Raw genomic sequence first — 16,996 nt, 5'->3', positions numbered from 1 at the left:
TTGCGCTCGCGGCCCATCGCGACTATATCGCGCGCCATCATGCAGATTCCCGGCCATATCGACCCCGTCACGACGGGCACCGTCCCGCTGCGCGGCGGCAACCGCATCGACCTCGTCGGGCTGACCCGCGACGCGATCGGCGGCGTGCTGGTCGAGGCCGGGCTCGATGCGAAGGCGGCGAAGCTGCGCGCCAAGCAGATCTGGCACTGGATCTATCACCGCGGCGTCACCGATTTCGAGGCGATGACCGACATCGCCAAGACGATGCGCCCGTGGCTGACCGACCGGTTCATCATCGGCCGGCCGACGGTGCGCGAGGCGCAGGTGTCGAACGACGGCACGCGCAAATGGCTGCTCGCCGCCGCCGACGGCCAGGAATATGAAATGGTGTTCATCCCCGACGCCGACCGGGGAACCCTGTGCGTGTCGAGCCAGGTCGGCTGCACGCTCAACTGCCGTTTCTGTCACACGGGGACGATGCGCCTCGTCCGCAATCTCGGCGCGGGCGAGATCGTCGGGCAGGTGCTGCTGGCGCGCGACGCGCTCGGCGAATGGCCGAAGGGGACGATGGCTGGCTTTGGCGCCGACCCCGAGGACGACGATGCCGACGACGATGCCGCCGGCCACTATACCGCCGACGGCCGCATGCTCACCAATATCGTGATGATGGGCATGGGCGAGCCGCTCTATAATTTCGAGGAGGTCAAGGGCGCGCTCAAGATCGTGATGGACGGCGACGGGCTGGCGCTGTCGAAGCGCCGCATCACTTTGTCGACGAGCGGCGTCGTCCCGATGATGGCGCGCGCCGGCGACGAGATCGGCGTCAACCTCGCGGTCTCGCTCCACGCGGTGAACAAGGAAGTGCGCGACGAGATCGTGCCGCTGAACCGCAAATATGGCATCGAGGAACTGCTGCAGGCGTGCGCCGACTATCCCGGCGCGAACAATGCGCGGCGCATCACCTTCGAATATGTGATGCTGAAGGACAAGAACGACAGCGACGACGACGCGCGCGAACTCGTCCGGCTGATCAAGCAGTACAAGCTGCCCGCGAAGGTGAACCTGATCCCGTTCAATCCCTGGCCCGGCGCGCCCTATGAATGCTCGACGCCCGAACGGGTCAAGGCGTTCAGCAACCTCATCTTCAAGGCAGGGATTTCGGCGCCGGTGCGCACGCCGCGCGGACGCGACATCATGGCGGCGTGTGGACAATTGAAGAGCGCCGCGACCAAGCCGACCCGCGCCGAACTCGACCGCATCGCCGAGGAAAAACAGGCTGCGCTGGGCTAAGCCTCAGCCTCAATCTTTCTGTACCGTGTTGTAAAAATAACACAGGTAAGAAAATTGTCATATTCTGAATGAGCTGTTCATTGACGAGACAGCCGCCAGCGCCATTTAGGGCGCGGGCCGCGAGCCAAAAGGCGCGGTCCAGTCCAGAGTAAAGGAAAACAAAATGAAGAAATTCGCAGTTGCAGCCGCTCTCCTCTCGGCCGCCGTCTCCGTTCCCGCCATGGCCGCCGAAGGCGGCGAAGCTCGCGTCGAAGTGCGCGGCGGTTATGTGACCGGCAGCGGCCTCGACGACGCCACGCTCGGCGTTGCCGCCGGTTATGACTTCGACCTCGGTTCGACCGCTTTCGCCGGTGCGGAAGTCGCTGGCGACAAGGTGCTGAAGGACGGCTTCGACGTCCAGTTCTCGGCTGGCGGCCGTCTGGGCGCCAAGCTTGGCGACGCCGGCAAGCTCTATGCCACCGGCGGTTACACCTTCAGCGACATCGACGATCCGTACATCGGCGCCGGTTACCAGCACAAGTTCGGCACCAACCTGTACGGCAAGGTCGAATATCGCCACCAGTTCATCGGCAACTTCAGCGACTTCGACAGCTTTGCCGCGGGCATCGGCTTCGCGTTCTGATCTTTCGGAACAGCGATACGAAACGGAAGGGGCGGTCTGCGGGCCGCCCCTTTTTTTGCGCCTGCTTCATTTCGGGGTGGCGCGAAAGCCCGATATCGAGGTAACAGACACTTGTGTATGGATACGATGTAAGGTCTTCGAGGATGAACGACGATATTTGGGGCGCCGCGCGCGAAGCGCTGGACCGGATCGCGGCCGATCGCACGCGGCGCGAAACGATCGTGTCGATCGCCTCGCCCGAAGAAGCTGCCGCCTTCCGCGCGCTGGCGGCGCCGGGGGCCGGACGGGCAATTGCCGAAGTGGTGGGCGACGCCGAACGGATCTTTGCGCACCGCGTTCGCATGGACCATCCGCGCTTCTACGGCTTTATCCCCTCACCCGCTTCGCCGCTGTCGCTGGTCGGCGAACTCCTTGCCAGCGGTTACAACGCCCATGCCGGAAGCTGGATGCAGAGCTCGGGGCCCGCCGCCATCGAACAGGGCCTGATCGCGTGGCTGGCCGAACGCGCCGGGTTGCCGGAAAGCGCGGGCGGACTGTTCGTTTCGGGCGGATCGATGGCGAACCTCACCGGACTGATGCTGGCGCGTGACCGCATGCTGCCGCCCGAAGAGCGCCATCGCGGCGTCGCCTATGTCTCGACGCAGACGCACTCGTCGGTCGCCAAGGGGCTGGGCGTGCTGGGTTTCCTGTCCGAACAGGTGCGCAAGGTCGCGGTTGATGCCGACCGGCGGCTCGACGTCGCGGCGCTTGGCGCAGCGATCGCGGCGGATCGCTCAGCGGGCCGGCTGCCGTTCGCGGTCGTTGCAAGCTGCGGCACGACGAACACCGGCAGCATCGACGATCTGCACGCCATCGCCGACCTTGCGGCGCGCGAACGGCTGTGGCTGCATGTCGACGGCGCCTATGGCGCATCGGTGGCATTGTCGGGGCGCCACCGGGCGCTGGTCGACGGGCTCGGCCGCGCCGACAGCCTGTCGTGGGACGCACACAAATGGCTGTTCCAGACCTATGGCTGCGGCATGGTGCTCGTCCGCGACCGGCGCCATCTGCTCGAAAGCTTCGCCACCAGCGCCGAATATCTGCAGGATGCGGCGGCGGGCGACGAGACGCCGAACTTCTGGGACTATGGCGTCGAATTGACTCGTCCGGCACGCGCGATGAAGCTGTGGTTCACGCTGCAGGTCATGGGCGAGCGTGCCATCGGCGAGGCGATCGACCATGGTTTCAGGCTGGCGGAGACGCTGGCGGAAGCGCTGGGGGAGCGCCCGCACTGGCGGATCGTTTCGCCTGCGCAGCTCGGCATCGTCACCTTCCGGTACGAGCCGCCGGGGCATGATGGCAGCGAACTCGACGCGCTCAACACGGCGATCGCGCGGCGCATGATCGACGACAATGTCGCGGCGCCGCTGACGACGCGGCTCGACGATGCCGTCGTCCTCCGCGCGTGCACGATCAGCCCGGAAGCGACCGCCGGCGACATCCGGGCGATGGTCGCCGAACTAGATACGCGCGCGCAGGCGATCGCAGCAGCAATCCGGGCCTAAGTCCTCAGCGGTCGCGCAGCGGGCGGCGTGCGACGTCGTTTTCGATGATGTTGCGGATCGTGATGAGCGTCGTGAACGAATGGACGCCCTTGTCCTCGCCGAGCGCGCGGCGGGTGAAGGCGTCATATTCCTCCATCGCCCCGACCTGCACCCGGAGCAGGAAATCATCGTCGCCGGTGACGTCCCACGCGCCGGTCACTTCGGGATGATGGACGATCTCGCGCGCGAAGCCGTCCATCGTCTGCGGCCCCGCCTGCTGCATCTGGACGAGCACGTGCATGGTCAGCGCCGACCCGGTCAGCGCCGGATTGACCACCGCGATGTCGGCAACGATCACCTTTTCCTCGCGCAGTCGCCGGAGCCGGCGAAGCACCGCCGAAACCGACAGGCCAACCTTGTCGGCAAGAATGCGGGCAGGTTGGAGATTGTCGCGCCGCACCTCTTCCAGCAAACGCCGGTCGAATCGGTCGAGATCGATCATTTTTCGCATGATTTCGCGTTTAGCACTAAATTTGGTCGCCCGTACGATGAATTTTGGCGCCAATCGTCGTTCCGGGCGGCGTAAAAGGACCGCGTCCGGGCTGCCTCTCTCCCTCCCCTGCAGCCCGGACGGCAGGAGAAAAACATGAGCCATCATCACGAAAGCAATTGGCTTGGCCGGGCCTGGACCGCCTTTACCGAAGCATCCGCCGCCGCGGTGGCGATCCAGTACGCCGCACCGTGGAAGCGCAGCGCGGCCGCACCGCGCCGCTCGCGCGAGCAGAGCGGCTGCGCCGTCTGAGTTCCGCGAGGCTTTCCCGAAGGAAAAGGGCGGTGCCGATGGCTGCCGCCCTTTTTTGTTGGCAGTAATCTTGGAGTAAATCGCCATCGGCGATTGTCGGCTTTGGGTGGTGAGCCGCCATTCCACTTACAGTGTACCCCGGCGAAAGCCGGGGCCCAGGGCGTTGGAAAGCCAAGGTTGCGCTATGGCGCTCTGGGCCCCGGCTTTCGCCGGGGTACACAGCATTGATGGCAACTATCGACCGAAATCCGACGCTCAATATCCCATCAAGGCGAGCACTTCCTTGCGGCTGCGTTCATCGTCGAGGAAACTGCCGAGCAGCCGGCTCGTCACCATGCCGACGCCGGGCGTGCGAACGCCGCGCCCGGTCATGCACCCATGCTGCGCGTCGATCACCACCGCAACCCCATGCGGCTGGAGATTGTCCCAGATGCATTTTGCAACCTCGGCCGTCAGGCGTTCCTGCACCTGCAGCCGGCGGGCATAGCCATTGAGCACGCGCGCCAGCTTCGAAATGCCGACGACACGATCCTTGGGCAGATAGGCGATCGACGCCTTGCCGGTGATCGGCGCCATATGATGTTCGCAGTGCGACTGGAACGGGATGTCGCGAAGCATCACGATCTCGTCATAGCCGCCGACCTCCTCGAAGGTCCGCGACAGGTGGATCGCGGGGTCGTCCTCATAGCCCTGGCAATATTCGAGCCACGCCCGCGCGACGCGCCGCGGCGTGTCGAGCAGCCCCTCGCGCGACGGATCGTCGCCTGCCCATTCGATCAGCGTGCGGACCGCGCCCAGCACCTCTTCGGGGACGACGGGCTTGCCGTCCGGTCCCAGTTCCACCTTCGTCATCGCACCGCTTTCACTGTTGCTATCATGTCGCACATTTCGACGCGAAATCGCGCGCGCGCAAGCCCGGCAGGCGAAGATTTTCATCGCGGCGGCGAAGTTTACGTTGCGGAATCGGAGCTTTTCAACCCGCGGAACTTGGGTCTTTTCGTGGTGTTTTTCTGCCCCAACAAGTGGCTTGACGCTTTCGTCAACTCGGCGCACCTTCATTGCATTACAGAACTCGCTCAAGCGGGTCGTAATCCGGAGAGGCCGGCGTGTTCCCCGACGCCGGTGGGAGAGGACGATGACCAGCGCAGCTGGCAGGTGGGATAAACGCGGGCACCTGGCCGTTTCGGCCGGGCGCCTTTCGCCACGCCTGGTCACACCCCCTCCCCTTACCACAAATTGAGTTTGGGCGGCCCCGCACCCGCGGGTTCGAAAAAGGGAGGATATAGATGAAGTTCAAGGCACTGATCGGAACCTCGATCCTTGCGATGACGGTGGCGACGCCGGCCTTCGCGCAGGATGCACCGGCCGAAACCGAACGGGACGCGTTCGGCGGCGAAATCGTCGTCACCGCGCAGCGCCAGTCGGAACGTCTGCAGGACGTGCCGATCGCGGTCAGCGCCTTTTCGGCAGAGGCACTGGAAGCGCAGCAGATTGAAAACAGCTCCGACCTGCAGCTGACCTTGCCCAATATCACCTTCACGAAGACGAACTTCACTTCATCGAGCTTTACCATTCGCGGCATCGGAGACCTTTGCGTTGGCGTCACCTGCGACCAGGCGACGGCGATCCATCTCAACGGATCGCCGCTTTTCCAGACCCGGTTGTTCGAAACCGAATTCTTCGATCTGGAGCGCGTGGAAGTCTTGCGCGGCCCGCAAGGCACCCTGTTCGGACGCAGCGCCACATCGGGCGTGGTCAACGTCATCACCGCCAAGCCGAAGACGGGTGTGTTCGAGGCAGCGGCGGACGCCGAATATGGCAATTATGACGCGATCAAGGTCAAAGGGATGGTCAACATTCCGATCGGTGATACGCTCGCTGCGCGCGTAGCTGGCGTCTATGTCAAGCGCGACGGCTATACGAAGAATCTGTTCGACAATAGCCGCATCGACGGGCGCGACCTCTATTCGGTGCGCGGATCGCTGCGCTGGGAGCCGACCGACGACACCGTCGTCGATCTGATGGGTTCCTACTTCCGCGAAAAAGACGACCGTATGCGCATCCAGAAGCAGCGCTGCCAACGGGATCCGACCGGTGTGCTGGGCTGCCTCAACAACCGCCGCGACGCCTCTGCCGCCAATGGCAATGCGACGCTTGCGTCGATCTTCTCGTCGCGCGAACTGTTTGCGATCCAGGGGCTGCCCACCGCGCTCGCGCTTGGCAGCCTTTACGGGACGGACTTCTTCCACGACGCCGTGGTGCCCGAGGATTCACGCACCGTCAGCACAGCTTTCACGCCCGAATATTTCACCAGCGAGCTCACCTTCGAAGGCCGTATCCAGCATAATTTCGGGCCCATTTCCGCCCAGCTGTCCGGTTCGTATCAAAAGGTGAAGGTCGATTCCCGGAACGACTATTTCCTCGCGACCGGCGACCGTACCCTCTACGCTGGCGCGCTCAACACGCTGGCCTTCTTTGCGGCCAACGGCATTCCCACTGGTCTGCCGGCCCCAGCCCCGGCCTTCGTACCGGGCTCATCCGCCTATTTCGCCCCGATTGCCGCCGCGTTGATCCCGAATGGCCCCAATGGACCGCTCTGCACCTCGGACACCGATCCGACGGGCCTTGGCTCGTTCGGCGGCAACAGCATTTGTTCGGCCCAGTCGCTGCAATATGACCGTTCGAACCAGATCAGCGATGCCTGGTCCGGCGAACTGATTTTCACCAGCGACTTCGACGGCATGTTCAATTTCCTGGTCGGCGGCATCTATGCGCGGTCGAACACGACGGAGAACAGCTATTACGTCAACGCCTTCGGTCTCGACTATGCGTCGGGCATTCTGGGCTCATTCTCGACCTTTGCGGCAGGCCTGCCGCCTTCGTCGCTCGGTCAGCCTTTCTTCCGCAACAACACTTCGGATTTCTCGCTGAAATCCTATGGCCTGTTCGGCGAAACCTATTTCGAGTTCAACGACCGGCTCAAGCTGACCCTTGGCCTTCGGTACAACAACGACAAGAAATTCGTGCAGGCCCGCTCGATCCTGTTGAGCTCGAACGGGAATTTGCTGGTGCCCTACGGCCAGACGGGGAGCATTTATGACAGCCCGTTCGGCGCCCTTTTCGATGCCGATCCCTTCACGCCCTGTACGGCTGCATCGCCCGTGGGTGCCGTCGGCTCGGCACCGGGCTGCGAAGCCTTCCAGGAACGGACGGTCAGCTTCAACAAGCTGACGGGCCGCGCCGTCATCGATTTCAAGATCAGCGAGGACAATCTCCTCTACGCGTCCTATTCGCGCGGTTATAAATCGGGCGGCATCAATCCCCCGCTGCAGGCCAGCACCGGCGTTCAGGAAAGCTTCCGGCCCGAGCAGGTCGACGCGTTCGAAATCGGATCGAAGAACACCTTCGGCGACGGGGCGCTTCAGCTCAACCTCACGGCGTTCTACTATAAATATAAGGATCTGCAGCTCAGCCGCATCGTGTCGCGGACAGCCGTCAACGATAATATCAACGCCAATATCTGGGGCGCGGAAGTTGAGGCGATCATCCGGCCCGATCCCAATATGCTCGTCAATATCGGCTTCAGCTATTTGAAGAGCAAGGTGAGCGGTGACTCCTTCTTCTCCGACACCCGCGACTTTGGCGGTGGCCGCTCCGACGCGGTCATCATCAAGGATATCAGCAATGCGGCGAACTGCGCGGTGGCTTCCGGAACGGCGGGCAATGCCGCCGGGGTCAATGCCTTTGTCGCGGCGGTGAACGGATCGCTCGGCCTCCAGGCTCCGACGGCCTTTCCGGCAGACGGCGGCATCGCGTCCACCGGCGCCTACAGCATTTGTAGTGTTCTGGCGGCGGCGGCAGTCGATGCCAACGGCAATCCCACGCCGACGGCGCTGGCGTTCGATCCCAACGGGATCCAGATCTTCGCCGCCGGCATTCCCGTCAACATCAAGGGCAATGAATTGCCGCAGGCGCCGAACCTGAAATTCTCGGTCGGTGCGCAGTACAAGATCAACTTCGAGAACGATATGAGCCTCGTCCCGCGCGTCGACATTGCTTATACCGGCGAAAGCTTCGGCACGATCTTCAACGGCAACGTCAACAAGATCAAAGGCTATGCGCAGGTCAACGCGCAGATTCAGCTCAACGGCGCGGACGATCGTTGGTATGTGCGCGGCTTCGTCCAGAATCTGTTCGACAGCAACTCGACGACGGGGCTTTATGTGACCGATCAGTCATCGGGCCTGTTCACGAATATCTTCACGCTCGAACCCCGTCGCTACGGGATCGGGATCGGCGCGAAATTCTAAACTGAAGAGACACGTATAAACAGGCCCCGGCCTCTCCATCGAGAGGCCGGGGCTTCTTTTTGTCGCCGTCAAAAGCCGGGACGACAGGTCGCCCCGGCAAGCACGATCAGAATTTAAAGCGGCCGGTCACGCCATAGGTGCGCGGCTGGTTCGGATAGCCCGAGACGCTGCCCGCCTGGGCGACGGCCGGGAAGATCGTCGTCAGGTAGGTCGCGTTGGTGAGGTTACGGCCCCACACGCCGAGTTCGAAGCCGTTGGTCAGCGCGACGGTGAACGATGCGTTGAGCTGGTTGACTTCGCGTTTCAGGTTCTGCGCGACGCTCGCCGGCAGGCCGGTCAGGCCTTCGACGATCTGGACCGGGCTTTCATAATGATAGTCGACGTGGAAGATCGCCTTGGTCCCGCCCGCAAATTCATGCGTGTAGGTCCCGCCGGCGGCCATCGTCAGCTCGGGGATGCCCGCGGGCATGGTGCCCGAGATGTCGCCGAACGCCGAATTGACGAAGCTGTCGTACTTCGGATCGAGCCAGGTCACCGCGAGCGTCAGGTTGAGCCCGTCGACCGGACGCACCGAGCCGTCGAACTCGACGCCCCAGGTCGACTGCTTGCCGGCGTTGGCGAGCGCGAAGCCCGTGCCGGTGAAGATGTTCGACTGGAAACCCTTGATCGACTGCTTGAACGCCGCGAGGTTCAGCGCCGCGACCGACCAGTTCGCCTTCAGCCCGACTTCATAGACTTCGGATTCTTCCGGAGCCGCAAAGCGCGAACCCGAAACGAGGTTCGGCGTCGTCAGGCCGGCCGCGCCGATCGCGGCCAGGTCGCTCGCGAGCGGACGGCTGTCGCGCGACAGGTTGACCGAGCTGGCCTTGAAGCCGGTCGCATAGGTCGCATAGACATTGACCGTGTCGGTCAGTTCATACGATGCGCGGACGCTCCAGGCGAGATCGTTGTCGCTCGTCTTGCCGGGCTCGACGCTGTTCGGCAGGTTGAGGAACGGCGGCAGGAACTGGAACGGCTTCAAGCCGTTGAGCGGGTTCGCCGCCGGATTGTTCTGGTTGGCGTTGGCGAAGGCCTGGAACGCCTGGAAGGTTGCCGCCGTCGCGGGGTTGGTCGCGAACGCGAACACCGCAGCCGGATCGTTCGGATTGACGCCCGCCTGCTGCAGCGCGCCACCGAGCAGGAGCTGGTTGCGGAAGCCGGCAAAGTCGGGATCGTTAAGGTCGATACCCGAGAAAGTATCGGTGCTGATGACGTTGGTCGCAAACTTCTTGCGATCCTGCGTGTAGTTCGCACCGGCCGACAGTGTCAGGCGATCGGTGACCTCGAAATCGACCGTACCGAAGATCGACCAGGCGGTGTTCTTCAGGCGATAGGCTTCGTCGAGCCCGTCGCCTTCGCGGAAGAAGCTACCCGACGGGGCGCCGAGGGCGGCCTCGAGCGCGGGAACGCTCAGCGCCCCGCCGCTTGCGGCCTGGATCAGCGCATTGCCATAGGGGCGGAAGTCCTCGCCGAAGCGGATATCGTTCTTCTGCTTGATCTTCTCGTTGAAATAATAGCCGCCGAGCAGGAAGTTGATCGGGCCGTCGAAATCCGAGGTCAGGCGGACTTCCTGCGTCCAGGTGTCGATGCCGAGCTGCTGGCTGTTCTGCCCGATCAGGTCGGCCGAGGTGAAGTCCGAATCCTGATTCGTGTTGGCGCGCACTTCGCGATAGGCGGTGATCGAGGTCAGCGCGAGGTTGCCGAGATCATAGTCGATCTGCGCCGAGCCGCCGTAATTCTCGATCTCGTTCGTCGACAGGAAATTGTTGTAGACGTTGTACGAGAAGGGATTGTTCGCATCGACGCTGGGGCCGCCGGCGAGCGCGTTGGTGATCGCGACGGTCGGGCCGGCGATGACATTGCCAGCGATGCAGCAATTTTCGTCGATCTTGTCATAATCGCCGATCAGGCGGATCGACAGCGCGTCGGTCGGTTCGAACAACAGCTGGCCGCGAACGCCCCAGCGGTTGCGGTCATTGACGTCGGTGTCGAGGTTCAGGTCGCGGGCATAGCCGTCGCGGCGGTTGTAATTGCCGGCAAGCGAGAAGGCGACGGTATCGCTGATCGGGCCGGTGATGTTGCCCTTGACGGTGATCGCATCGTAATTGCCGTAGCTCGCTTCGATCGCGCCGCCGAATTCATATTGCGGCTTTTGCGTGATGATGCTGATGACGCCCGCCGAGGCATTCTTGCCGAACAGCGTCGACTGCGGACCGCGCAGCACTTCGACGCGCTCGAGGTTCGGAAGGTCGCCGATCTGGGCGGCCGAACGCGAACGGTAAACGCCGTCGATGAACACGCCGACCGACGGTTCGATGCCGGCATTGTTGGCACCGTTGCCGAAGCCGCGGATGATGAAGTTGGTGTTCGCGCTCGACTGGAGCTGCGACACGCGCAGGCTCGGCACCGCCGACTGCAGGTCGATGAGATCGCGGATCGCCGCATTCTGGATGTCGGCGGCCGAGGTCACCGAGACGGCGATCGGCGTATCCTGCAGCGTCTGCGAGCGCTTGCTGGCGGTCACGATGATTTCATTGCCATAGTCGGCGTCGTTCGCGGTCGCCGTATCATCGGCGGGCGCGACGTCCTGGGCATAGGCAAAGGCAGGGGTGGTCGCGGCGCACAGCATGGTGGCGCCCAACAGGATGTTGCGCAAAGTCATGACGATACCTCTCTCCAAAACCGGCGAAGCGCGGCCGCAAGGCCTGAACGGGAGATGCCCGCCGGTGAACGGCCGCTGTAATGGAGCAGCGCCGCGCGTCAACGCGGGCCCGCAGCGAGCGCCGATTTTACCTGCGATTAGTGGCTAAAAAGCAACAGTTTACCCTCGGCGCGGCGACACCCATGTCGATTGCGAGCTATCGCACGCAAAAGCGGCAGGTTTGGCGCCGCCGCCTCAGTCGCTTCCTCCCGTCGCGATATGGCGCTCGCACCAGTCGACGATCCGCGCGGCTGAATCGGGATAGGCCGGATAGCCGCGCAAGCTGTGGCCGTCCTCGGGATAGATGGCGAGCGCCGTCTTCGCGCCGGCCTCCGAAAGGGCGCCGAAGAACTCGACGGCCTGCCCGGTCGGCGTGTTCTTGTCGCGCCCTCCGGCGAGCACGAGCGTCGGCGTCGTCGCGCCTTCGGCAAAGAAGACCGGGCTGCGGTCGAAATATTGCGCGCCCGGCCGCCGCGGCGAGCCTTCGAGCAGCGCCTGGTCGAACCACGGAATCTGCGACGCATAATGCTGGCTGTACCAGTTCGCGACCGGCGAGATCGGGATTGCCGCGGCAAAACGCTTGGTCTGGGTCACGAGCCAGGCGCTCATGAAACCGCCATAGCTGGTGCCCGACACGGCGACGCGCGCCGGGTCGACGATCCCCGCCGCGACGAGGCTGTCGATCCCGGCGAGATAGTCGTGCATATCCTCCCCGCCCATGTCGCGGTGAACCCGGCGCGCGAAATCCTGCCCGCGCCCGCCCGAGCCGCGCGGGTTCGGCAACAGCAGCGCATAGCCCTTCCCGACCAGCACGGGGCCTGCCCGCAACGCGGCCGCATAGCGGTTGCGATGCGCCCAGACCGGCCCGCCATGAATGTCGACGAACAGCGGCAGGTTCGACGCATCGCCATCGGGCAGCACCAGCCAGCCGCCGATCTCCAGCCCGTCGCGCCCGGTCCAGCGGTGGTAACGCATCGTCCCGGGGATCGCCGGCGCCGGCGAGGGCGCGAACTCGGCGAGCCCGTCCGCCGCTCCGTTTGCAAGGCGCGCAATCACCGGCGGGCGGGCATAGCCTTCGATCACCGCCAGCGCGGCGCCGCCGGGCGCGGGAATCGCTTTGGGATACCAGCCGCCGATCGTCTGCTCGTCCGATGCCCAATGCTCGTGCCATTCACCGGTGGCGACGTCGATCTCGCCCACCACCGTCTGGGCTTCGCGCACGCCCGCGAACAGCAGGCGGCGCTCGTCCCGCCAGCGGATGTCGGAGACCTCGACGCCGCCCGTATCGAGGACATGCCGCGTTTCGCCTTCGCCCAGCACGACGGAACCGCAGACGATCCCGCGATCGCTGCAAAAAGCCTCGATCGCGGCCCAGTACCGCCCGTCGGGCGAGCCGGCGGGTACGCCGATCTGCTCGACGGGCGCGTATCGCGTCTCCTCGGCGCCGGTCTTCGCATCGATGACGCGCAGCGTCGCTTCGTACCAGCTTCCCTCGCCGTGATGATCGCTCGCGATCACGGCGAAGCGCTCTTCGCCGAGCCACGCTGCTTCCCACACATTGACCGGCGGCCGGGTCACCGCCTGCAGCGCCGCCCTGCCGTCCGACCAGCGATAGAGCCGCCGCCAGAGATCCTGCGCGTCGGACGCCGCAACCTCGGGCAGCCAGCTCGGCCCCGATGCCCCGCCGCGCAGGGCATAACCGCCCTCGGCGCCCGAAACATCCGCCCCGGGATCGGCGCCGAGGACCAGCAGGCCGCTGCCGCCGGGCGACCAGGCGAGGGCCTCGACGCGTGCTTCGAGCGGAATCGAAACCAGCGGCTCGCCACTCTCGGACAGGATGACGAGCCGCTCGCGCCCGCCGTCGCCGGTCGCGATATAGGCAGCGCGTCCGTCCGGCGCGTTGCGGTGGAGGCGGCCGGGGGCGATGCGATGGACCATGCCGTCGCGCAGGTCGAGGCGGCATATTGTGCTGGCGGGCCCATCCTCGAGCGTCCCCGGGAAATATTGGCCCGCGAAATGCACGCTGCCGCCGTCGGGGGTCAGGTCGAGATCGGCGGCAGTCCACAGATGATCGGTGCCGGGACGAAAGAGCGCGCCGTAAAACGCATTCACCTCACGCGCGGCGCGGGTTTCGCGCATGTCTTTTTCAATCATGGCGTGCTCCCGCGATCATTCTTCGAGGTCGGATTTCAGATATTTCGCCGCACGCAACATGAAGATTCCGGCCGGCAGAAAGGTCAGCGACATGATCATCAGCGCATAGCGCAGCCCGTCGGCGGGACCGTAAATGCCCGCCATATGATCGCTGATCGCGCCGGCCAGCACCGGGCCCAGTCCCAGCCCGATCAGATTGGCGAAGAAAAAGGCGAGCGCGACCGCCATCGCCCGCCGCTTGCTGCCGCAAATGACGTGCAGCGCCGCGAAGATCGTCGGGACCGCGCCGGTCAGCAATATGCCGCCAATCAGCGACAGCGGGATCATCAGGGCCACCGAACCCATGGCGAACGAACCGACATAAAGCGGCAGCGCCGCGATCAGCGCGAGCCCCGGAAACTTCGCCACCCACGCGATATCGCGTTTCGCCAGATAGTCGCCGAGCTTGCCGCCGCCGAGATTGCCGACGACCGCGCCGACCGCCGACATGATGCCGAACAGCCCCCCGGCCTCGGCGACCGTCAGCCCGTGGACGCGGATCATGAACGACGCGGTGAAGACCAGCGCGCCATAGGCCATCAGGAAATAGACGACGAGCGCATAGACGATGTTGCGATAGGCGGGCTTGGCGAGCAGCAGCTTGATGCTTTGCCGCGCATCCTCGGTCGCTTCGGGAGCGACGGCGAAGCCGGCCTGGAGCCGGGGCTCACGCAGGACGAAATGCGCCGCGACCGCGAGCAGGAAACCCGGCAGGCCGATGACGAGGAAAGCCTCGCGCCAGCCATAATGCTGCGCGACCCAGCCGCCGGCGGTCATGCCGATGATATAACCCGCCATCGACGACATCATATAGACGCCGAGCGCGCCGGCGCGCTGTTCGGGCGGGTAATAATCGGCGATCAGGCTCTGCGCGGGGGGCACCGCCCCCGCCTCCCCCGCCCCGACGCCGACCCGCGCCAGCGCCAGTTGCCAGAAATTCTGCGCGACGCCGCACAGCGCGGTCATGATGCTCCACACGGTGAGCGACCAGACGATGATCTTCTTGCGGTTACCGCGATCGGCGAGCCACGCGATGGGCAGCCCGACCGTGACATAGAAGATCGCAAAGGCCAGACCGGTCAGCAGCCCGAGCATCGTGTCCGAAACGCCGAATTCGGCCTTGATCGGTTCGAGCAGGACGCCGATCACATTGCGGTCGGCATAGTTGGACGTGCCGGTCAGGAACAGAATGAACAGCAGCGTTCGCCGCTGCCCCGGCCCGTAAAGCTCCCAGGGATTCGCGGCCTTCGCCACATCGATCGCTTCGACCTTGTTGCTCATCATCGCCTTTCCCGGGAGGTGAATCCGGAACCGCTGCGCCGCCGTTGGGACGCAGTGGCCATCGCCAAAGGACTATCGCGAAGGCCAAGTTCATTCAATGCATAAATGCATTTTTTATTTCTCCGGAAATTACATTTTTATTTCAGCATATTAACTCTGGACAGGAGATCGAACCGGCGATGACGCCCGGCCCAAGGCGCACAATCCGGCGCGGGGGCCGTTGACAATCAAACATGCAGAAACGTATTTTAATTGCCGCGCCTTATCGCAGCGAGTTCCGCGCACACCGGGAAGGAATATCGATGACCTTGAGCCCCCTCGAAAATTTCGGTTCGGCATTGCGCGTGATCGACGATGTCTGGTCGGCCCTGAACGGCAACGGCTTTCTCGGCGGCGACAAGGACGCACCGATACGATTTCCCGATATCGGATTTACGGCAGCGACCGAGCGCGCCGCGCGCGGCCGCGCGCTGCTCGACCGTATAGACGCCATCGACAGCGCCGCCCTGCCCCACGACCTGCCCTATACGCTCGAGATGGCGCGGCAGATTGCCGAACGGTGGTCGCGCGAAGCGGATTGGTACTGGCTCGTCTTCGACCCGCTCGGCGGCGGCTTCTATGCGATGTTCGCCCCGACCGCCTATTGCGGCGGCTTCCTCCTCAACGTCTTCGGCCCGCGGATCGGCGGGTACAGCTTTGCAACGCGCGGCGACGGCGATCGCTATGTCGGACTGATCCGCGATTATGGCCGGCTGGTGCAGCAGATGCACGAGCGTACCGCAGGCCAGGCCGAGCGGGGCATCTTTATGCCGCGCCTACAACTCGAACAGTCGATCCCGCTGATCGAAGGCTTCCGCGCCGGCATCACGGCGATGCTGACCCCCGACGCGTCGCGGCTCGCCGCGGTCGATGCCGCGGCCGTGCTCGCGCAGATAAGCTCGGCGATTGCCGACGATGTGATCCCGGCCTTCGACGCCTTTCTGGCGTTCCTGAAAAACCCCGCCTATGCCGAAAACGCTCCCGAAAGCGTCGGCATTTCGCAATATCCGGGCGGCAGCGAAGTTTATGCCGAGCTGGTGCGCCTGCACACGACGCTCGACCTGACGCCCGAACAGGTTCACGCGACCGGCCTCGCGCGGATGGCCGATATCGGATCGCAGATGCAGGCGTTGCTCGACGAAGCAGGCTTTACGGGGAGCCCGATCGACTATCTCGATGCGGTCAGGAACAACCCGGCGTGGCGCGCTTCGGGCGCCGAAGCGATCGGCGCGGTGTTCCAGCGCTATATCGACCGCATCGCGCCGCACATCGACGCGACCTTCAATTTCAAGCCCAAGGCCGGCCATGGCGTCGCGCCGCTGCCCGACGCGCTGACCGGTTCGATGACCTTCGGCTATTACACGCCGCCGACGCCGACCGACGACAAGGGCCGCTATATCTTCAACGCGCCGAACCTGTCGCAGGGGCCGCTCAACAATATCGGTGCGCTCAACTATCACGAGCTGGTACCCGGCCACCATTTCCATCTTGCGACGCAGGACGAGAACGAGACGCTCCACCCGCTGCGCCGCAAGGCATTCGTCAACGCGTTCAACGAGGGCTGGGCCGAATATGCCGCGACGCTGGCGGGCGAAATGGGCATGTACCCCGAGCCCGAGGAACGCTTCGGCCGCTTGATGATGGACGCTTTCCTGACCTGCCGCCTTGTCGTCGATACCGGGATGAACGCGCTCGGCTGGTCGCTCGAGCAGGCGCGCGACTATATGCGCGCGAACGCCTTCATGCCCGAGCAGGAAATCCGTTCGGAATCGGTTCGCTATTCGTGCGACATTCCGGGGCAGGCGCTCGCCTACAAGCTGGGCGACACCGTCATCTACGAAGCGCGCGAGAAAATGCGCGCCGCACTCGGCAACCGTTTCGACATCCGCGATTTCCACGACGCGGTGCTGCGGCCCGGAGCATTGCCGCTGCCGTTGCTCCAGCGGAATGTCGAAGAACAGACCCAACGGATCGCCGCGGGCTGAGCCGGCGCGCCGACCGGGCGACCGGGCGACCGGCCGGCGCCTCTTCCGATTTTTTGTGCATTTATGAATTTTATTGCGCGCAGCCTCGGGAGAGGGTTTGTGCCAATTCAAGATACTGTAAATTAATAATTATTTTTGACAGAGACCCAAGGAGAATGGCGGCACGAGCGCAGGCCCCGCCAAGAACCGGGCTTGATTTTCGCCCATCAAT

At 64.1% G+C, this 16,996-nt stretch carries 11 protein-coding genes; 6 read left to right on the top strand and 5 right to left on the bottom strand.

The genetic code is table 11. The features are described from left to right. The first annotated feature begins 39 nt into the window (after window positions 1-39). The 3 genes from rlmN (at window position 40) to V6U71_RS05390 (ending at window position 3,456) form a co-directional block, all read left to right on the top strand. Window positions 40-1,290, top strand: coding sequence for a 23S rRNA (adenine(2503)-C(2))-methyltransferase RlmN (rlmN, locus tag V6U71_RS05400; RefSeq protein ID WP_411341283.1), 1,251 nt, complete (start codon window positions 40-42; stop codon window positions 1,288-1,290). 163 nt (window positions 1,291-1,453) lie between these two features. Continuing rightward, window positions 1,454-1,912, top strand: coding sequence for an outer membrane protein (locus V6U71_RS05395; protein ID WP_054588624.1), 459 nt, complete (start codon window positions 1,454-1,456; stop codon window positions 1,910-1,912). Between the two features lie 143 nt (window positions 1,913-2,055). After that, the gene (locus tag V6U71_RS05390; RefSeq protein ID WP_411341282.1) at window positions 2,056-3,456 is read left to right on the top strand and encodes a pyridoxal phosphate-dependent decarboxylase family protein; all 1,401 of its coding nucleotides are present in this window, start codon (window positions 2,056-2,058) and stop codon (window positions 3,454-3,456) included. 4 nt (window positions 3,457-3,460) lie between these two features. Here the strand turns inward: V6U71_RS05390 and V6U71_RS05385 are convergent, their stop codons facing one another. Beyond that, the gene (locus tag V6U71_RS05385) at window positions 3,461-3,946 is read right to left on the bottom strand and encodes an Lrp/AsnC family transcriptional regulator (RefSeq protein ID WP_054588626.1); all 486 of its coding nucleotides are present in this window, start codon (window positions 3,944-3,946) and stop codon (window positions 3,461-3,463) included. 135 nt (window positions 3,947-4,081) lie between these two features. Here V6U71_RS05385 and V6U71_RS05380 point away from each other — a divergent pair, with 135 nt between their 5' ends. Continuing rightward, a complete protein-coding gene (locus tag V6U71_RS05380; RefSeq protein WP_411341281.1) occupies window positions 4,082-4,237 on the top strand; it encodes a hypothetical protein in 156 nt (51 codons plus the stop codon). Between the two features lie 255 nt (window positions 4,238-4,492). Here V6U71_RS05380 and folE read toward each other — a convergent pair whose 3' ends face one another. Beyond that, window positions 4,493-5,089: a GTP cyclohydrolase I FolE gene (folE, locus tag V6U71_RS05375; protein WP_411341280.1), complete on the bottom strand. Its 597-nt coding sequence runs from the start codon at window positions 5,087-5,089 to the stop codon at window positions 4,493-4,495. 434 nt (window positions 5,090-5,523) lie between these two features. Between folE and V6U71_RS05370 the strand changes: the two genes are divergently transcribed. Next, entirely contained in the window at window positions 5,524-8,547 is a 3,024-nt protein-coding gene (locus V6U71_RS05370) for a TonB-dependent receptor (RefSeq protein WP_411341279.1), read from the top strand. A 106-nt stretch (window positions 8,548-8,653) separates the two neighbouring features. On the opposite strand, the gene V6U71_RS05365 is transcribed toward V6U71_RS05370, so the two are convergent. The 3 genes from V6U71_RS05365 to V6U71_RS05355 all read right to left on the bottom strand — a co-directional run bounded on the left by V6U71_RS05365 (window position 8,654) and on the right by V6U71_RS05355 (window position 14,761). Then, entirely contained in the window at window positions 8,654-11,248 is a 2,595-nt protein-coding gene (locus tag V6U71_RS05365; protein ID WP_411341278.1) for a TonB-dependent receptor, read from the bottom strand. Between the two features lie 234 nt (window positions 11,249-11,482). Next, a complete protein-coding gene (locus V6U71_RS05360) occupies window positions 11,483-13,441 on the bottom strand; it encodes an alpha/beta hydrolase family protein (protein ID WP_411341277.1) in 1,959 nt (652 codons plus the stop codon). A gap of 15 nt (window positions 13,442-13,456) precedes the next feature. After that, on the bottom strand, window positions 13,457-14,761 hold the full coding sequence (locus tag V6U71_RS05355; RefSeq protein ID WP_411341276.1) for a spinster family MFS transporter: 1,305 nt from the start codon (window positions 14,759-14,761) through the stop codon (window positions 13,457-13,459). Between the two features lie 302 nt (window positions 14,762-15,063). On the opposite strand from V6U71_RS05355, the gene V6U71_RS05350 reads away from it, so the two are divergent. Then, window positions 15,064-16,785 carry a DUF885 domain-containing protein gene (locus tag V6U71_RS05350; RefSeq protein WP_411341275.1) on the top strand — a complete coding sequence of 574 codons (1,722 nt, stop codon included), beginning with the start codon at window positions 15,064-15,066 and terminating at the stop codon, window positions 16,783-16,785. The last annotated feature ends 211 nt before the right edge of the window (window positions 16,786-16,996 follow it).

Source organism: Sphingopyxis sp. J-6 (genome assembly GCF_046603995.1).
In the GTDB taxonomy this organism is placed as follows: Bacteria; Pseudomonadota; Alphaproteobacteria; order Sphingomonadales; family Sphingomonadaceae; genus Sphingopyxis.
Note: the sequence above shows the minus strand (reverse complement) of the source record. Positions and strands in the feature narration are given on the sequence as shown.